Source organism: Thermus thermamylovorans, from assembly GCF_004307015.1.
Lineage (GTDB): Bacteria > Deinococcota > Deinococci > Deinococcales > Thermaceae > Thermus > Thermus thermamylovorans.
Window position 1 is genome coordinate 116,762 of sequence record NZ_SIJL01000004.1, and the last position, 17,581, is coordinate 134,342.

15 protein-coding genes are annotated in these 17,581 nt (G+C 67.8%); 6 read left to right on the forward strand and 9 right to left on the reverse strand.

Features of this window, described 5'->3' with window-relative positions:
* The first annotated feature begins 85 nt into the window (after positions 1 to 85).
* The 6 genes from fdnG (at position 86) to acnA (ending at position 9,040) form a co-directional block, all read left to right on the forward strand.
* Complete coding sequence (gene fdnG, locus ETP66_RS04440; protein WP_130841017.1) at positions 86 to 3,130, forward strand: formate dehydrogenase-N subunit alpha; 3,045 nt, start codon at positions 86 to 88, stop codon at positions 3,128 to 3,130.
* Between the two features lie 2 nt (positions 3,131 to 3,132).
* The gene (locus tag ETP66_RS04445; RefSeq protein WP_130841018.1) at positions 3,133 to 3,954 is read left to right on the forward strand and encodes a 4Fe-4S dicluster domain-containing protein; all 822 of its coding nucleotides are present in this window, start codon (positions 3,133 to 3,135) and stop codon (positions 3,952 to 3,954) included.
* Positions 3,954 to 4,799, forward strand: coding sequence for an NrfD/PsrC family molybdoenzyme membrane anchor subunit (gene nrfD / locus ETP66_RS04450; RefSeq protein ID WP_130841020.1), 846 nt, complete (start codon positions 3,954 to 3,956; stop codon positions 4,797 to 4,799). The genes ETP66_RS04445 and nrfD overlap by 1 nt, the downstream gene beginning before the upstream one ends.
* Positions 4,800 to 4,802: 3 nt before the next feature.
* Positions 4,803 to 5,489 (forward strand): formate dehydrogenase accessory protein FdhE domain-containing protein, encoded by a 687-nt coding sequence (locus ETP66_RS04455; RefSeq protein WP_130841022.1) that lies wholly within the window; start codon positions 4,803 to 4,805, stop codon positions 5,487 to 5,489.
* Positions 5,467 to 6,222 carry a formate dehydrogenase accessory sulfurtransferase FdhD gene (locus tag ETP66_RS04460; protein WP_130841024.1) on the forward strand — a complete coding sequence of 252 codons (756 nt, stop codon included), beginning with the start codon at positions 5,467 to 5,469 and terminating at the stop codon, positions 6,220 to 6,222. The genes ETP66_RS04455 and ETP66_RS04460 overlap by 23 nt, the downstream gene beginning before the upstream one ends.
* 112 nt (positions 6,223 to 6,334) lie before the next feature.
* On the forward strand, positions 6,335 to 9,040 hold the full coding sequence (gene acnA / locus ETP66_RS04465) for an aconitate hydratase AcnA (RefSeq protein ID WP_130841026.1): 2,706 nt from the start codon (positions 6,335 to 6,337) through the stop codon (positions 9,038 to 9,040).
* 65 nt (positions 9,041 to 9,105) lie between these two features.
* On the opposite strand, the gene atpD is transcribed toward acnA, so the two are convergent.
* The 9 genes from atpD to ETP66_RS04510 are packed head-to-tail and all read right to left on the reverse strand — an operon-like array spanning position 9,106 to position 17,496.
* A complete protein-coding gene (gene atpD / locus ETP66_RS04470) occupies positions 9,106 to 9,777 on the reverse strand; it encodes a V-type ATP synthase subunit D (protein ID WP_130841028.1) in 672 nt (223 codons plus the stop codon).
* A 43-nt stretch (positions 9,778 to 9,820) separates the two neighbouring features.
* Entirely contained in the window at positions 9,821 to 11,251 is a 1,431-nt protein-coding gene (locus ETP66_RS04475) for a V-type ATP synthase subunit B (protein ID WP_130841030.1), read from the reverse strand.
* Positions 11,252 to 11,260: 9 nt separating this feature from the next.
* Positions 11,261 to 12,997 (reverse strand): V-type ATP synthase subunit A, encoded by a 1,737-nt coding sequence (locus ETP66_RS04480; RefSeq protein WP_130841032.1) that lies wholly within the window; start codon positions 12,995 to 12,997, stop codon positions 11,261 to 11,263.
* A gap of 12 nt (positions 12,998 to 13,009) precedes the next feature.
* Positions 13,010 to 13,324 (reverse strand): V-type ATP synthase subunit F, encoded by a 315-nt coding sequence (atpF, locus tag ETP66_RS04485; protein WP_130841126.1) that lies wholly within the window; start codon positions 13,322 to 13,324, stop codon positions 13,010 to 13,012.
* Between the two features lie 2 nt (positions 13,325 to 13,326).
* A complete protein-coding gene (locus tag ETP66_RS04490; RefSeq protein WP_130841034.1) occupies positions 13,327 to 14,298 on the reverse strand; it encodes a V-type ATPase subunit in 972 nt (323 codons plus the stop codon).
* Between the two features lie 3 nt (positions 14,299 to 14,301).
* Positions 14,302 to 14,868: a V-type ATP synthase subunit E gene (locus ETP66_RS04495; RefSeq protein WP_130841036.1), complete on the reverse strand. Its 567-nt coding sequence runs from the start codon at positions 14,866 to 14,868 to the stop codon at positions 14,302 to 14,304.
* A gap of 58 nt (positions 14,869 to 14,926) precedes the next feature.
* On the reverse strand, positions 14,927 to 15,208 hold the full coding sequence (locus ETP66_RS04500; protein ID WP_038043633.1) for an ATP synthase subunit K: 282 nt from the start codon (positions 15,206 to 15,208) through the stop codon (positions 14,927 to 14,929).
* Positions 15,209 to 15,226: 18 nt separating this feature from the next.
* Positions 15,227 to 17,185: a V-type ATP synthase subunit I gene (locus ETP66_RS04505; RefSeq protein ID WP_130841037.1), complete on the reverse strand. Its 1,959-nt coding sequence runs from the start codon at positions 17,183 to 17,185 to the stop codon at positions 15,227 to 15,229.
* A complete protein-coding gene (locus tag ETP66_RS04510) occupies positions 17,182 to 17,496 on the reverse strand; it encodes a V-type ATPase subunit subunit G family protein (protein ID WP_130841039.1) in 315 nt (104 codons plus the stop codon). The genes ETP66_RS04505 and ETP66_RS04510 overlap by 4 nt, the downstream gene beginning before the upstream one ends.
* Positions 17,497 to 17,581 lie beyond the last annotated feature (85 nt).

Sequence of the window (17,581 nt, forward strand, 5' to 3'; positions counted from 1 at the left end):
CAACAACCCTAAGGGGGGTATACAGCCTTAAGGAATTCCCCTCCTAGCCTAGAGCAACCCTTGGAATTCCCCCAAGGAGGTGTGTATGGGCCAGGAAACCCTAAGCCGCCGCAAGTTCCTGAAGATCGGAGGGGGGGTAGCTGCCGGCTCCTTTTGGTTTTCCGCAAGGGCCGCCCTCTCCCCCTCGGCCTTGCCCGTCCTGCACAAGCCCGTAGGGGAAATCCCCATCATCTGCCCCTACTGCGCCGTGGGGTGTAGCGCCATCGGTGCCGTCCAGGAGGGCAAGGTGGTGAACATCGAGGGAAACCCCAACGGCCCCATCAACCAAGGGGCCCTCTGCCCCAAGGGCACCAGCATGCGGGGCTTTTTGCAAAGCCCCTTCCGCAACACCAAAGTCCTCTACCGCGCCCCCGGGGCTAAGGACTGGGAGGAGCGGGACTGGGAGTTCGCCCTGGACCGGATCGCCCGCCTCGTCAAGGACACCCGCGATCGCCACTGGATCGCAAAGGACGACGACGGCTTCACCGTTAACCGCACCGAGGCCATCGCCGGTCTGGGCTGCGCCACCTTGCACAGCGAGGTGGCCTACGCCCTCACCAAGTTCTTCCGGGCCCTGGGGTGTATGTACCTGGAGCACCAGGCCCGCATCTGCCACTCCACCACGGTTCCCGCCCTGGGCAACAGCTTCGGCCGCGGGGCCATGACCAACCACTCCATCGACTTCAAAAACGCCGACGTAGTCCTGATCCAAGGGGGCAACCCGGCGGAAAACCACCCCCTGGCCTTCCGCTGGATCGTGGAGGCCAAGGAACGGGGAGCGAAGATCATCGTGGTGGACCCTACCTTCAACCGCTCCGCCTCCGTGGCTGACCTCTACGTACCCATCCGCACGGGCACGGACATCGCCTTCCTGGGAGGCCTCATCAAGTACATCCTTGACAACGGGCTCTACGACGAGTACTACGTGCGGGAGTACACCAACGCCTCCTTCCTGGTCCACCCCGACTTCCGGACCGCCACGGACCTGGACGGGGTCTTCAGCGGCTTCGTCCCCCTGGAGGACAACCCCTTCTACCGCGGGGCCTACGACCGCTCCACCTGGAGCTATCAGCTGGACGAGAACGGGATGGTCCGGCGGGACCCCACCCTCGAGGACCCCCAGACGGTGTTCCAGCTCCTCAAGCGCCAGTACAGCCGCTACGACCTGGACACGGTGGCTGCGGTCACGGGGGCGCCCAAGGAGAAGATTCTGGCTGCCTACGAGCTTTACGCCTCCACCGGCCGGCCGGACCGGGCCGGGGTCATCACCTATGCCATGGGGGCCACCCAGCACACCTACGGGGCCCAGCACATCCGGGGCTACGCCATCGTCCAGCTCCTTTTGGGCAACATCGGCATCCCCGGAGGCGGAGTGAACGCCATGCGCGGCCACAGCAACATCCAGGGCACCACGGACATGGCCTTCCTCTACCACGACCTGCCCGGCTACCTGGGCATCCCTACCCGGGAGTACCCCACCCTGGAGGACTGGCTCCGGACCCGCACGCCCCGGGCGGTCCTCCCGGGAGCGGTCAACTGGTGGCAGCACTACCCCCGCTACTTCATCAGCCTGCTCCGGGCCTGGTGGCCCGAGGTTCACCCCGAGGAAGCCTACAGCTACCTCCCCAAGCTGGGACCCCACAAGGGGGGCATCCCCGCCAAGGACTCCGACTATACCCACCACGCCATCTTCTACGGGGCCCTCAAGGGGGCGGTCAAAGGGCTTTTCACCTTCGGCCAGAACCCCGCGGTCTCCGGAGGGGATTCCAAGGCCATCTGGCGCGGCCTGGAGAGCCTGGAGTGGCTGGTGGTCCTGGACCCCATGGAAACGGAAACCGCCGCCTTCTGGAAGCGCCCGGGCTTCGACCCAGCGCAAAACCGCACCGAGGTCTTCCTCCTGCCCTCGGCGGTCTGGGCGGAGAAGGAAGGGAGCATGACCAATACCGGGCGCTGGGTCCAGTGGTCCAGCAAGCTGGTGGATCCTCCCGGGCAGGCCCGGGATGAGATCTGGTTCCTCACCGAGCTCCTAAGGCGCCTGAGGCAGCTCTACCGGGAGGAAGGCGGGGCCTTCCCCGAGCCCCTGCTGCGCCTCTCCTGGTGGGACTACTCCCCCAAGGTCACGGAGGAGATCGCCAAGGAGATCAACGGCAAGGACCTGCGTACCGGCCGCCAGCTCAGCTCCTTCACCGAACTCAGGGACGATGGCACCACCGCCTGCGGCAACTGGCTCTACACGGGCTGCTTCACCGAGGAAGGCAACATGATGGCCCGGCGGGACCCCAGGGACACCCACCCCCTGGGCCTGGGCCTTTACCATAACTGGGGCTTTGCCTGGCCCCTCAACCGACGCATCCTCTACAACCGCGCTTCGGTGGACCTCCAGGGCAACCCCCGCAACCCCGGGAAATGGCTGGTGCGCTGGAACCCCGAGGCCGGCCGCTGGGAAGGGGACGTCCCCGACGGGGCCGCCCCCCCCGGGACCCTTCCCTTCATCATGTTCCCCGAAGGGGTGGGCCGGCTCTTCGCTGCCCAGATGGTGGACGGCCCCTTCCCGGAACACTACGAGCCCCCTGAGTCCCCGGTGACCAACCGGCTGAACGGCCAGGGCACGAGCCCCATCGCCAAGCTGTGGAGGGTGGAAGGGGTCACCTCCTGGGGCGGGCCCGAGGAGTTCCCCATCGTCCTCACCACCAAGCGGCTGGTGGAGCACTTCCACACGGGCATGATGACCCGGAACGTCCCCTGGCTCTTCGAGCTCCAGCCGGACCCCTTCGTGGAGATAAGCCCCGAGCTGGCCCGGGAGCTGGGCATCCGGAACGGCCAGTGGGTCCGGTTGGAAAGTGCCCGCGGCGCCACCTACGCCCGGGCCTTGGTGACGCCCCGGATGCGCCCCCTGGTGCTCGGGGACAGGGTGGCCCACCAGGTGAACCTGGTGATCCACTGGGGCTACCAGGGCAAGCTGCCCGAGGCCCTGCAGGGCCGGGTGGCCAACGCCAACATTCTCACCTCCTCCTCCCACGACCCCAACACCTTTATGCCCGGCACCAAGGCGGCCCTGGTGCGCCTCGCCCCCGCGGAGATAGGAGGCTAGAGATGGCTGGCGCTCAGATCCCTTTGCCGGTCCACGCGGCCGCCCCCAAGGGCCAGGACTTCGCCATGCTCTTCGACGCCGCCCGCTGCATCGGCTGCAAGGCCTGCCAGGTGGCCTGCAAGCAGTGGAACGACCTTCCCGGAGAGGAGACCACCAACAGGGGCACCTACGAGAACCCCCTTTTCCTCACCGCCGACACCTGGCTCAAGATGCACTTCACCGAAGGCACCCAGGGGGAGGAGATCTTCTGGCACTTCACCCGCAACTCCTGCATGCACTGCACCTCCGCCCCCTGCGTGGGCTCCTGCCCCACCGGGGCCATCGCCCCTAGGCCCGGAGGGGTGGTGCTCATCGACGACCGGCAGTGCATCGGTTGCCGGGCCTGCGTCCAGGCCTGCCCCTGGGACGCGGTGCACATGGACAAGAAGACCGGGGTGGTCAAGAAATGTACCCTGTGCTACGACCGGGTCAACAACGGCCTGGAGCCCGCCTGCGTCCAGTCCTGCCCCACGGACGCCCTGCTCTTTGGCAGCTACCAGGAGATGCGGGCCCATGCCGAGCGCCGGGTGGAGGAGCTCAAGGCCAGGGGTTACCCCCGGGCCAACCTCTACGGGGATCAGGCCGGGGGCACCCACGTAATGTACGTCCTGCGGGAGCACCCCTCGGCCTACGGCCTACCCACGGCGGTCAAGGGCCAGCGGGCCAAGACCGTGGAGAAGTGGAGCTTCGGTGCCCTGGCGGCGGCTGCCCTTTCCCTCCTGGGCTTCCGCTGGCTCAGCGAACGGCGGGAGGCTCTGCAGAAGGACAAGGAGGAGGAAGCGTGATGCCCCCCTCTCTCCTCACCCTCCAGATCGGGATCTACTACCCCAACCCCCTCGGGGTCCACGCAGACTGGCCCTTCTGGATCACCCTGTACTTCTGGCTGGCCGGGGCAGGCGTGGGGGCCTTTGTGCTGGCGGCCATGATGGTCAGGCGGGGCCTCCTGGCCCCAGAAAGCCTGCGCAAGCCGGCCCTCCTGGCCTTCGCCGTCCTGGCCTTGGGCGGGGCCATCCTCACCATCGACCTGGGCCAGCCCTTGCGCTTCGCCAACATGTTCCTGGGGGGAACGACCCACAACCTAGCCACGGGCCTGAGCTCGGTCACCTGGGTGGGGGCGGTCCTTCTCCTCCTGGCCGTGCCCCTCCTCCTCCTGGGGCTTTGGCGGCTGGCGTTCCTACGGCGCTTTTACGGCCTCCTGGCGGTCCTTTTGCTCCTGCTTGGCCTCTACCCTGGGGTGCTCCTTTACGGCAGCATGAACAAGCCCTTCTGGAGCGCCACCCCCCTCATGCCCTTCATCTTCCTGGCCTCGGTCTTCGCCACCGGGGCGGCGGCCCTTTACCTGCTGGGGGTCCGGCGGGAGTCCCTTACGGCCCTGGCGCTCCGCTTCAGCCTCCTCACCCTGCTTCTCCTGGGCCTCCACCTGCTTTGGGTCTATCCCGTGGCCCGAGCCTCTGTGAACGCGGCCCTGATGGGAAGCCTGGCCTGGGCCTTCTGGGGCTTCGTCCTCCTGGGTCTGGCCTTGCCCATGGCCTTGCTGCGCAGGCGCGGCCGGCTGGCCCTCGCTCCGGGCCTGGTGCTGGCCGGCGGCCTCCTCCTGCGGCACGTGGTCCTCATGAGCGGTCAGATTTGAACCGTGAGCCTGGAGAACCTGTTACGAGAACTGGAAAGCCTCGAGGCCCCTCCCCCACAAAAGGGACGCTTCCCCAAGGGGCATCGGGTCTTCCTGGAGGTACTGGCAGCGGTGCGGCGCCACCTGCCCGCCCTAGAGGGGGCGGCGCGCAGGCTGCAAGGCCTGGACCCAGCCCGAGTGGAAGCCTGGTTGGAAGAGGCTTTGGCCCAGGGAGGGATCGAGCCTCCCCCAGGCCTTTCCCCCGAGGAGGAAGCCCTGCTGGCCCTTTGTCTTCACCACGCCCTGCGGCGCCACCTGGTTCCCCTGGGAAAAGGCCGGCTGCCCCGGGAAGCGGTGGAGGAAGCCCGGGTGCCCCCCACCTACCCCTATCCCCGGCGCTGCCCCATTTGCGGGGGGGAGGCCGACGTGGCCTACCTGGAAGGGGACGGGCACCGCTACCTGGTGTGCAGCCGCTGCGACACCCGCTGGCTGTACCTCCGGGTGGGGTGCCCCGCCTGCGGCAACACCGACCCCTACCGTCTGGACTACCTGCCCGGGGAAAGGGGCCTTCGCCTCTACCGCTGCCACGCCTGCGGCCACCGCCTCCTAGCCCAGCAGGTGGCCATCGCCGAGGGACTGGACCTGCCCTGGCTCAGGGCCCAGGTGCCCCTCCTGGAGGCACGTGAGGATGTACGAGTACCGCCGGGGTGAGTTCCTGCCGGGAAGCTTCGAGCTGCCCCAGGAGGGGCAGCTGGAGATCCACCTGAATGGGGCCCCCTACCTCTCCCTGGCCTGCAGTCCCGGGGGGGAAGTGGCCTTGGGCCTGGGGCACCTCTGGCTTTCCGGGGTGTTTGGGGCGCTGGAGGAGGTGCGCTACCGGCTAGACCTCGAGGCCCGGCGCCTCCACGTGGACCTCCCCTACCCCCCGCCCCCCCTGAGGCCCCACCGCTACGCGGGCTGCGCCGCCGGGATCGGCCACTACGGTTCCCGCCCCCTCCAACCCCTACCCCCGGGGGAGGCCCTGGACCCCGAGCTGCCCCTGCGCATGGTGGCCCAGCTCCAGGAGGCGGCCTCGGGCTACCGGCGGACCCGGGGCATCCACGGGGCGGCCCTCTTCGACCTGCAGGGCCGCCTCCTTCACGTGGCCGAGGACATCGGCCGCCACAACGCCGTGGACCGGCTCGCGGGCTGGCTCCTCCTAGAAGGGCGGATGGGGGAGCCCTGCCTCATCGCCATCACCGGGCGGGTCTCGGAGGAGATGGCGGCCAAGGCCGTGGCCCTGAAGGCCCCTCTCCTGGCAAGCCGCACCGGGGCCATGGACCGGGCGGTGGCCCTGGCCCGGCACTACCGCCTCACCCTGGCCTGCTACGTGCGCCAAACCGGCTACCGCCTCTACGCCGCCCCCGAGCGGCTCGTTGGAGCGGCTCCCCTGGTCCTGCCCTAGCGTGCTATGCTAGGGGGGTGCCGGGGCGGGCGCCCCCCCTCGGGAAACTTCCCCCCAAAACCCACTGGCTGGTGCGGCCCTCGACCCCTCGGGGGAAGGGAAAGGAGCGGGCATGAAGGACAGCTTCAAGACCCTAAAGACCCTGGAAACGCCTAGCGGCACCTACGCGTACTTCGACCCCACGGAGCTGGAGAGGCGCGGCCTGACGGAGGTGAGCCGCCTCCCCTTCGCCGTTCGGGTCATGCTGGAAAGCCTCCTCAGGAACGAGGACGGCTACCAGGTGACCCGGGAGGACATCGAGGCCCTGGCCCGCTGGCAACCGGAGCCCGGGGAGATCAACGTGCCCCTGAAGCTGGCCCGGGTCATCCTCCAGGACTTCACCGGCGTACCCGCGGTGGTGGACCTGGCGGCCATGCGGGAGGCCATCGCCCGGCAAGGGGGTGACCCTAAGCGCATCAACCCCGTGGTGCCCGCCGACCTGGTCATCGACCACTCGGTGCAGGTGGACGCCTTCGGCACCGCTTACGCCTTCTTCTACAACGTGGAGAAGGAGTACGAGCGGAACCGGGAGCGCTACCTCCTCCTCAAGTGGGCGCAAAACGCCCTGGAGAACTTCCGCGTGGTGCCCCCGGGAACGGGCATCGTCCACCAGGTGAACCTGGAGTACCTGGCCCAGGTGGTGATGACCGAAAGGCGGGACGGCCTCACCCTGGCCTTCCCCGACAGCCTGGTGGGCACGGACAGCCACACCACCATGGTCAATGGCCTCGGGGTCCTGGGCTGGGGGGTGGGGGGCATCGAGGCGGAGGCGGTCATGCTGGGCCAGCCCTACTACATGCTGGCCCCCAAGGTGGTGGGCTTCAAGCTCTTTGGGGAGCTTCCCGAAGGGGCCACCGCCACCGACCTCGTCCTCACCATCACCGAGATGCTCCGTAAACACGGGGTCGTGGGCAAGTTCGTGGAGTTCTACGGCCCCGGGGTGGCCAAGCTCTCCCTGGCCGACCGGGCCACCATCGCCAACATGGCCCCCGAGTACGGGGCCACCATGGGCTTCTTCCCCGTGGACGAGGAAACCCTGAACTATTTGAGGCTCACGGGCCGCCCGGAGGAGCTCATCGCCCTGGTGGAGGCCTACACCAAGGCGGCAGGCCTCTTCCGTACCCCGGAGGCCGAGGAAAGGGTGCGCTACTCCGAGCACCTGGAGCTGGACCTCTCCACGGTGGAGCCCTCCCTGGCCGGCCCCAAGCGGCCCCAGGACCGGGTGCCCCTCAAGGAGGTGAAGGGGAGCTTCCTGGCGCACCTCACCAAGCCGGTGAAGGAAAGGGGCTTCGGGCTTACCCCGGACCAGCTGGACAAAAAGGTGCTGGTGAAGCGCCAGGACGAGGAGTTTGAGCTTGGGCACGGCTCGGTGGTCATCGCCGCCATCACCAGCTGCACCAACACCTCCAACCCCACGGTGATGCTGGGGGCGGGGCTTTTGGCCAAGAAGGCGGTGGAGGCGGGGCTCACCACCAAGCCCTGGGTGAAGAGCTCCCTGGCCCCGGGCTCCAAGGTGGTGACGGACTACCTGGAGAACAGCGGCCTCCTCCCCTTCCTGGAAGCCCTCCGCTTCCATGTGGTGGGCTACGGCTGCACCACCTGCATCGGCAACTCCGGCCCCCTGCCCGAGGAGATCGCCCGTGCGGTGGAGCAGGGGGACCTGGTGGTGGCGGCGGTCCTCTCCGGCAACCGCAACTTTGAAGGGCGCATCAACCCCCACGTGAAGGCCAACTACCTGGCGAGCCCCATGCTGGTGGTGGCCTACGCCCTGGCGGGGCGCATGGACATCGACTTCGCCACCGAGCCCCTGGGCCATGACCCCAACGGCAGGCCCGTCTACCTCAAGGACATCTGGCCCTCCATGGAGGAGATCCGGGAGGCCATCGGGCGGACCCTGGACCCCGAGCTCTTCCGGAAGGAGTACAGCAAGGTCTTCGAGGGGGACGAGCGCTGGCAGGCCCTGCCTGCCCCCACCGGGGAGCTTTACGGCTGGGACCCCGGGAGCACCTACATCCAGAACCCCCCCTTCTTCGAGGCGCTGGGCCGGCGCCAGGTGGGGGATATCCGGGGGGCCAGGGCGCTTTTGGTCCTGGGGGACTCCGTGACCACGGACCACATCTCCCCCGCCGGGGCCATCCCCGTGAAGAGCCCCGCGGGCCAGTACCTGATCGCCCGTGGAGTCAAGCCGGAGGAGTTCAACTCCTACGGCTCCCGCCGGGGCAACCACGAGGTGATGATGCGGGGCACCTTCGCCAACATCCGCATCAAGAACCTGATGCTGGATGGGGTGGAAGGAGGTTTCGCCAAGAAGCTTCCGGAGGGGGAGGTGGACTTCGTCTACCACGTGGCCATGCGCTACAAGGCCGAGGGCACGCCCCTTTTGGTCATCGCCGGCAAGGAGTACGGCACCGGCAGTAGCCGCGACTGGGCCGCCAAGGGCACCTACCTCCTGGGGGTGAAGGCGGTCCTAGCGGAGAGCTTCGAGCGCATCCACCGCTCCAACCTGGTGGGCATGGGGGTCCTGCCCCTGGAGTTCCTCCCCGGGGAGAACCGGGAAACCTTAGGCCTCACCGGCTACGAGGTCTACGACCTCCTGGGCCTTGCCGACCTCTCCCCCCGCAAGGAGGTGGAGGTGGTGGCGAGGAGGGAGGACGGCACCGAGGTGCGCTTTAAGGCCATCGCCCGCCTGGACACGGAGGTGGAGGTGGACTACTACAAGAACGGGGGCATCCTGCAGACCGTGCTCCTCAACATGCTGAAGGAGGCCAAGCCCGAATAGGGCCAAGGGCTCGAGGCCCCGGACCCTTCGGTCCGGGGCCTTTCAGCCACCCACCACCAAGGCCCCTAAAGCCCAGCTCCAATCTCCAGCTGGGAGTTTGGCCGTGCCCCTTCCGCCTCCGCCTCCCGGGCTTCCATCTTGCCCTTGATGCGCTTCAGGCGGAAGGTGTCCTCCCTTTCCCTCTGCTCCAGCACCTGCTGGATGAAGCGGATCTGCCCCCGGATCCCGGGGATCACCACCTGCTCCAGGGCGTTCACCCGGCGGGTGGTCTTCCGGATCTCCTCCCCGATCTTCTTGAGACGGGTTTCCGTGTTGGCCACCTGGACCAGGGCCTCGGCGTAGCGACGGAAGGCCCGCTGGGCCTCGAGGGTATAGGTAGGGGTACCCACAGGGGAAAGGAAGGCCCCGTTGGGGAAGGCCACCCGGAGCCTCGGCACCTTGCTGCCCCAGACGTTCTCCACCTCGGCCCCCACCCCCTCCAGGGGGGACACCCCCAGGGTGGCGGCGGCCACCCCTTCCGGTCCGTCGAAGGCCTGGGCCAGGAGCAGGGTACCGTAGGCCTCCTCCGCGGCCCGGTTCAGGGCCTGCCTGGCGGCCATGGCCTCCCGCACCAGGCCGAAGAACTCCGCCACCAGAGCATCCCGCTTCTTCTTGAGGAGGTCCACCCCCTTCTGGGCGAGGCGAAGCTGCCCACGCCGCTGCAGGAGGTTCATCCGGGTTGGGCTCACCTGGCTCATGCCCTTTCCTCCTTAGGGGCCCCCATCCGGGGCCGGGAGAGGCTCATAGGGCCTGGGTACCCCAGACCTCCTCCAGCTTCTGCCCGTAGTACTTGCCGATGTGGTCCCGGGAGATACGCTTGAGCTCCCCCTGGGGCAGCATGGAGAGCAGGCTCCAGGCGATCTGCAGGCTCTCCTCGATGGAGCGGTTCCCCTGCCCCTGGTTGACGAAGTGGCGCTCGAAGGCCTCGGCGAACTGCAGGTAGCGGCGGTCGTTCTCCGTGAGGGCGTCCTCGCCGATGATGGCCACCAGCTTGCGGATGTCCACCCCGTTGGCGTAGGCGGAGTAGAGCTGGTCGGAAACCTGCTTGTGGTCCTCCCGGGTCTTGCCCTTCCCCACCCCGTTGTTCATGAGCCGGGAGAGGGAAGGCAGGGGGTCGATGGGCGGGTAGATGCCCTTGCGGTGGAGCTCCCGGGAGAGCTGGATCTGCCCCTCGGTGATGTAGCCCGTGAGGTCAGGGATGGGGTGGGTGCGGTCGTCGTCGGGCATGGAGAGGATGGGAATCTGGGTCACGGACCCCTTCTTGCCCACCACCACCCCGGCCCGCTCGTAGATGGTGGCCAGGTCCGTGTACATGTAGCCGGGGTATCCGCGGCGCCCGGGGATCTCCTCGCGGCTCGCCCCGATCTCCCGCAGGGCCTCGCAGTAGTTGGTCATGTCCGTGAGGATCACGAGCACGTGGTAGTCGTGCTCAAAGGCCAGGTACTCCGCCACGGTGAGGGCCATGCGGGGGGTGAGGATGCGCTCGATGGTGGGGTCGTCCGCCTTGTTCAGGAAGAGGACGGAGCGGCTCAGGGCCCCGGTGCGCTCGAACTCCTGGATGAAGTAGGAGAGCTCCCGCTGGGTGATCCCCATGGCGGCGAAGACCACGGCGAAGGGCTCCTCCTTCTCCCCCTCCCCGGAGAGGTCGGGGCGCACCGTGGCCTGGCGGGCGATCTGGGCGGCGATCTCGTTGGCGGGGAGGCCCGAGCCGGAAAAGATGGGGAGCTTCTGCCCCCTGACCAGGGTGTTCATCACGTCGATGGTGGAAATGCCGGTCTGGATGAACTCCTCCGGCTTCCTGCGGGCCACGGGGTTCAGGGGCAGGCCCACGATGGGGAGGCGCTTCTCCGGGGTGATGGGGGGCAGGCCGTCGATGGGCTTGCCGATGCCGTTGAAGCGCCGGCCCAGCATCTCCTTGGAAACCCCCAGCCGGGCCACGTCCTCCACCAGGCTCACGCTGGTGGTGGCCAGGTCCAGCCCCGTGGTCTCCTCGAACACCTGGATGACCGCGTACTCCTCGGAGACCTCGATCACCTGGCCGCCGCGAACCCGGCCGGTGCCGTCCTTGATGTCCACGATGGCCCCGTAGGCCAGGTCCTTGGCGTTTTCCACGAAGAGGAGAGGCCCCGAGATGTAGGTGATGCCCGTGTACTCCTTCTTCAGAAGGTCCATCTTCCCTCCTTAGGCCAGGGCCTTGAAGGCCCCCTCGATCTCCCCCATGGCCTCCTGGAGGTAGCGGGGGAACTCCTCCTCGCTCACGTAACGGGCCCGGGCCATGCGCTCCGTGACGGGCAGGCCGAGGATCTCGTCGATGGTCACCCCCCGCCGGATGGCGGCCTCCGCCTCCTTGTAGAAGGTGAGGATCATCTTCATGATGCCGTAGGCCTTGCCCATGGAGCAGTAGGCGTCCACCTCGTGGTAGGCGTTTTGCTGCAGGAAGTCCTCGCGGATGATGCGCCCCACCTCGATGACCAGGCGCTCCGCGTCCTGCAGGGCATCGGGGCCCACGAGCTGCACGATCTCCTGCAGGCCCGCCTCCCGTTGCAGGAGCTCGGAGATGGCGTCTCGGAGCTCCGGGTAATCGGGGGCCACGTGCTCCCGGTACCAGGGGTCCAGGGCCCCGGTGAAGAGGGAGTAGGAGCCGTTCCAGTTGATAGCCGGGAAGTGGCGGCGGAAGGCCAGGGAGGCATCGAGCCGCCAGAAGGCCCCCACGATGCGCAGGGTGGACTGGGTCACGGGCTCGGACATGTCCCCGCCGGGAGGGGAAACCGCGCCCACGATGGTCACCGCCCCCTCCTCGCCCCCCAGGGTGACCACCTTGCCCGAGCGCTCGTAGAAGGCGGCCAGCCGGGCGGCCAGGTAAGGGGGGTAGCCCTCCTCCGCGGGCATCTCCTCCAGGCGGCTAGAGATCTCCCGCAAGGCCTCGGCCCAGCGGCTGGTGGAGTCGGCCATGAGGGCCACGGCGAAGCCCTGGTCGCGGAAGTACTCGGCGATGGTCACCCCCACGTAGATGCTGGCCTCCCGGGCGGCCACGGGCATGTTGGAGGTGTTGGCGATGAGCACGGTGCGGTGCATGAGGGGCCCCCCGGTCTTGGGGTCGGTGAGCTCGGGGAACTCCACCAAGACGTCGGTCATCTCGTTGCCCCGCTCCCCGCAACCCACGTAGACCACCACGTCGGCGTTGGACCACTTGGCCAGGGACTGCTGGGTCACGGTCTTGCCGCTGCCAAAGGGCCCCGGGATGGCGGCGGTCCCTCCCATGGCCACGGGGAAGAGGACGTCCAGGATGCGCATGCCCGTGAGGAAGGGGGTGTTGGGGTCGAGCTTCCGCCCTACGGGCCTGGCGCGGCGCACGGGCCAGGTGTGGTACATCTTGAGGGGGGTGCCGTCCTCCAGGACCACCACCGGCTCCTCCACCGTGTACTCCCCGGCGGGCTTCACTTCCTTGACCCGGCCCCTCACGTCCGGGGGCACCAGGATCTTGTGGGTGAAGTTGAACTCGGGCACGGTGCCGAGGACCATGCCCCCTCTCACCTCGTCCCCCGGCTTCACCCTGGGGGTCCAGGCCCACTTCTTCTCCCGGTCCAGGGCGTGGACCACCACGCCCCGGGTGATGTAGATGCCGGTGCTCTCTTGAATGCGTTCCAGAGGGCGCTGGATGCCATCGTAGATGCCGTTGAGCATCCCCGGGCCCAGCTCCACCGCCAGGGGGAGGCCGGTGGAGACCACGGGCTCCCCCACCTTGAGGCCCGAGGTGTCCTCGTAGACCTGGACGAAGGCCGTGTCCCCGTCCAGGCGGATGATCTCCCCCACCAGGCCCTCCTGGCCCACCTTGCAGATGTCGTACATCCGGGCCCCGGTCATGCCCTTGGCGATCACCGCCGGGCCCGCGATCTTCTGGATGACGCCCTGGATCATCGTCCCTCCATTTTACAGCTTGATGTCGAAGCCGATGGTGCGCCGCACCAGCTCCCGCATGTAACCCTCCACATCGGGCCTCTGGAAGGCCTCCTTGAGACCGGGGATGGTGAGGAGAACGGGCAGGTCCCGGCCCCGCATGAGCCTTTCCACCGCCCGCTCCGGCTCGGGCAAAAGCCCTCCGTCCACGGCCACCAGGGCGTAGCCTCCCGCCTGCACCAGCTCCTCCAGCCGGGCCCTGGCCTCCTCGGGGCTGGCGGCGGGGTAGGCCTCGAGGCCCGCCAGACGGAACCCCTGGGCGGCGTCCGGATCGGCGATGACCGCCATCCTCACGGGCACCTCACCTCCTCCTCCACCTGGGCGCGGGGTAGCCCAAAGTAAGCCCGCCTCACCAAAAGCCTCAGGCGCATGGCCTCCCACTCCCTCTCCTTAACATAGGCCAGTACCGGACCCGCCCCCTGGGGATCCACGGCCCCCTTGCGGGCCTCCGCCAGGAGCACGCACCGCAAACGCTTCTCCAAGGCCCTAAGCTCCCGCACCCCGGAGAGGGGAGCAAAGGGGGTACCCGCCAGCTCATCCAAAACGGCGTAATCCCCTTCCAGGAGCCTGGCGAAACGCACCCGATCCACGAAGCGCCCCCCCCGAATGAAAACGCTTTCCACAGACGCGTCCTCGCCCTGGAGCTTAAAAGCGGTGCGCAGGTTCTCTGCATCCACCTCGAGGGCCAGGTGGTTCCGCAAAACCGGCTCCTCCAAAGAGCGGGCGGCCTTGGCCACCTCCTCAAAGAAGCGCTTGGCCAAGAGGGCCTCCACCCGGGCCAGGTCCTGGGTCTCCCGGAGGACGCTGCGAAGCACCCGGGCCAAGGGGTGGCCAGCCACCGCCAACACCTGGGCCATCCCCGCGGCGTCCGCAGCGGCAAATACCTGAGGCCACAGGGCCTCCTTTAAGGTGCCGGGAAGCAGGAGCACCTCCTCAAAGGAACGCCCCGTGGCCTTAGCCCGCAGGATAGCCTGCAGGTTGTAGAGGTCGTTGCGCAAGAGGAGAAAGCTCACCGCCTCTCGTACCCCTCCAGCCACCAGCCGGGGCAGATCCCCTACCAGACGGGCCTGGGTGCGCCCTATGGCGCGGTCCACCTCGGGCAGGCCTTGGCCAGAAAGCTCCCCGCCGTACACGCTCTCGGAAAGGAGGCGGAGAAAGTCCGGGAAGGAAAGGTCCAGGGCCTCCTGGAAAAAGGCCTCCTTGAGGAGGGTGCCTCTGCGGGCCTGCACCCGGGCGTTCAGGTAGGCGAAATCCTCCACCATGGCCTAGCCCCAAAGCACCTGGGCCACCCGGGAGGAAAGGGCATCCCACGCCCGTTCCAGGCGGCTTTCCAGGGCATTTTCCACCTGGGTCTTGCCCCCTCTGCCGATGGCCCTGATCCCCAGGCGCAGGGCGGGGTCAGGCCGGAGCTCCAGGCCCCGCTCCCGGGCCAGCGGCTCCAGGTGAGGCAGGTTGTCGGCGTGGCTGGCCAAGGCCACAGGCTCCGGAAGGGCCATCAGGGCTTCCTCGGCCAGCTTGCGCACCACCTCAGGCCATTCAGCCCGCGAGGGGAGGGCCTCCAAGGCTTCCCAGACCCTGGCCTTCACCCGGGAGAGCACCTGGCCCTTGGCCTCCGCCCGGGACGTGGACAGGAGAAGCTCCCCCGCGCTCTCGGCACGGCGCAAAGCCGCCTGAAGCTGGGCCTCCAAAACCCGCTGCTTGCCGCTAACCAGGGATTCGGCTTTGGTTTCCGCCTCTTGACGAAGGGCTTCCGCCTTAGCCCGGGCCTCTTCTAGGAGGGCCTGGATTTCCGACTCCACCTCCCGGCTCAAAATGGCTTCCAGCTTGGACATCTTCCCTCCTTGGTGAAAGGCCCCGTCCCCCTTGGCGGGGACGGGGCCTCGGAAAGGGCTAGACCTTGGCGTTGAGGAGGAAAGCGATGAGCAAGCCAAAGATTACCAGGGTCTCCGGCAGGAGCAAGAAGATGAGGGCGGGACCGAAGTTGGCCCGGTCCTCGGCGATAGCTCCCAGGCCCGCGGCACCAATGCGGGCCTGGGCCAGCCCCGTACCCAGGGCGGCTAGGCCGATGGCCAACCCTGCCCCTACGGCGATCAGGCCCCGATCCCCGGAGCCGTCCTGGGCGAAGGCCAACGCGCCGAAAGCCAGAACCAACACCACGAGAAGCTTCTTCATCTCCATACCTCCTTCAGTCTACTGCGCCTCGCGGACGCTTTTGAACGGCCGGTAAGGCCTGCCGTTCTCCTCGTAGAAGCCGAACTTGGTGAAGTACTCCACCCAAAGAAGACGCAAAGCCTGGAGCATGTGGCCCAAGGTGGTCAGGAGGAGGATGAAGAGATGCAAAAGCGCGGCCACCAGGAAGCCCAAAAGGGCCCAGAAAACCCCCCCCTGGCCCAGGTTCCAGCCCACGTCAGTGAACAGTCCCACCATGATGGCCTTGGCCACCCCCACCGCGTAAAGACGGGCAAAGGAAACCACGTGCCCCGCCTGGGTGGGAAGCTCGGGGAGCATCAAAACCTGGCGGCTTAAAACCATCCCCGCCAGGAAGAGGCCCAAGCCAGCGTACACCAAGGGCATAAGCCCGGCCACGGAAACCCCGAAGAGGATGTTCCACAGGAGGACCAGCAGGGCCACCACCCCTCCGGCGTAGCCCAAAGCCTCCCAGAAGTGTCCGAGGTGGCGGTGGCGAAGGGCCAGCCGCATACGCACCACGAAGCCCCAAAGGACCAAGGCCCCCCCCATGACCAAGGTGAAGCCCAAGAGGAGGGCGAAGGTATTGGCGATATCCGTACGGTCCACCAGGGGGAAGGGCAAGAGCCCCGGTTTGTCCTTGGTGCCGAAGAGGTGGAGGTGCTTGCCCAAGGTGCCGAAGAACTTGCCGTAGACGAAACCGAAGACCAAGCTCCAGAAGACCATGAACCAGAGGATCTGCAAAAGGCCAGCGAGCGCCTTGGGGGGAAGGCGCAGGGCAAAGAGATCGATACGCAGGGTCTCCCCCCGGCGCACATACCCCCCAAGCCAAAGGCCCAGGAGGGCGAAGAGGAGGGCGTGGCCGATGTCCCCCATGATGAAACCGAACCAGAAGGGAAAGAGGACGGCCACGAAAGGGGTGGGGTCCAGGGTACCGTACTTGGGGAGGTTGAGGGCCGCCACCAGGAACTCGTAGGGCTTGGCCCAGGGGGGGTTGTCCAGGACCACGGGGACGTGGTCCGCCTCATGGTGCTCGTCCACGGGCTCGAAGGCGTAGACCACGGTGTCCTTATGCCGGGCGAGGGCCTCTTCCACTCTGGATTTGGCCCTCACCGGCACGTACCCCAAGAGGGCGAAGCCAAAGCGCCCCGAGGCCAGCTCTTCCAGAGCCCTGAGGCGGACCACCTCGTCCTTGGCCCGGGTCCAGAGGCTCCTCAAGGTGGAGGCAACGTCCCCCGCTAGACGGAAGAGGGCCTGGCGCACCTCGGAAAGCTCCTTAGGGGCGGCCTCCGCCCGCTTCCTCAACCTCCTGACCGCCTCCGAAAGGGGAACCTCCCCCAAGGGGCCGGGTAGGCGCAGCTCCGCCACCCCTGCCCGGGAAAGGGCAGCCTTGGCCCCCTCCAGGTCGCCGCGGTGGACCACCAGCAAGGCGACCAGCCCCTTGGCGTAGGCCTCAGCGGCCAGGAGGAAGCGGTCCTCCAAGGTCTTCTGGAGAAGCCCCTCCACCAAGGGCAGCTCCTTGGCCGTGAGCACGAAGGGCACCACCCGGAAAAAGGGGCTCCGGTCCAGCCCCTGGGCCAAGGCGGCCAGCTTCTCCAGTGGCTCCAGGTAGGCCTGGGCTAGGGAAAGCTCTTCCTCCAGCTCCTGCTTCTGGCGCTGCAGGCCCTCCGCCTGGGCTTGGATGGGCTTAAGGGCCCGCTCGGCGGCCTCGAGGTCCTCGGGGAAAGGCCTGGTAGCCTCAGGCTCCAGGCCCAGGAGGGTCAGGGTGTGCTCAGCCCCCGCCGCCACCCCTTCCCACCGCCTTAACTCCTCCCGCTCCTCGGGAGAGAGGCGGTACTCGGCGAGCTCCCTTACCCGGAGGGTCTCCAGGTGGACCACCCCCGCCCCCTGGAGGCTTTGGAGAAGCTCCCTAGCCCGGCCCTTGGGGCCGGCGAGAACCAGCTTCTCCATGGGGGCGATCACGGCAGGACCTCCTTGAGCACCAGGGCCACAGCCTCCTCCAGCCGGGAGGCCGCCCGTTCCCGCAGGGCCTGGGCTTCGGCCTCGGCTTGGGCCCGATAGCGGGCCAGGATGGCCTCGGTCTCCCGAGCCTCCCTCTTTCGGTACTCGGCCTCCAGGGCCTCGGCCTTGGCCTCGGCCTCCCGCAGGAGGGCTTGGGCCTCCTCCTCCGCCCGGCGCACCAGGTCCTCCGCTTCCTTTCTGGTGGCCTCCAGGCGGGCCAGGAGCTCCTGCTCCTTCTCCGCTAGACTCTTTATAAGTCCCAGGCCTCCCATTGCCCCTCCATTTCGTGAAAAGATGTGCAAAACGCGCCCGCCGGCCATATTACCGGCCCCTGGGGCCGGCGTCAACCAACCCCGC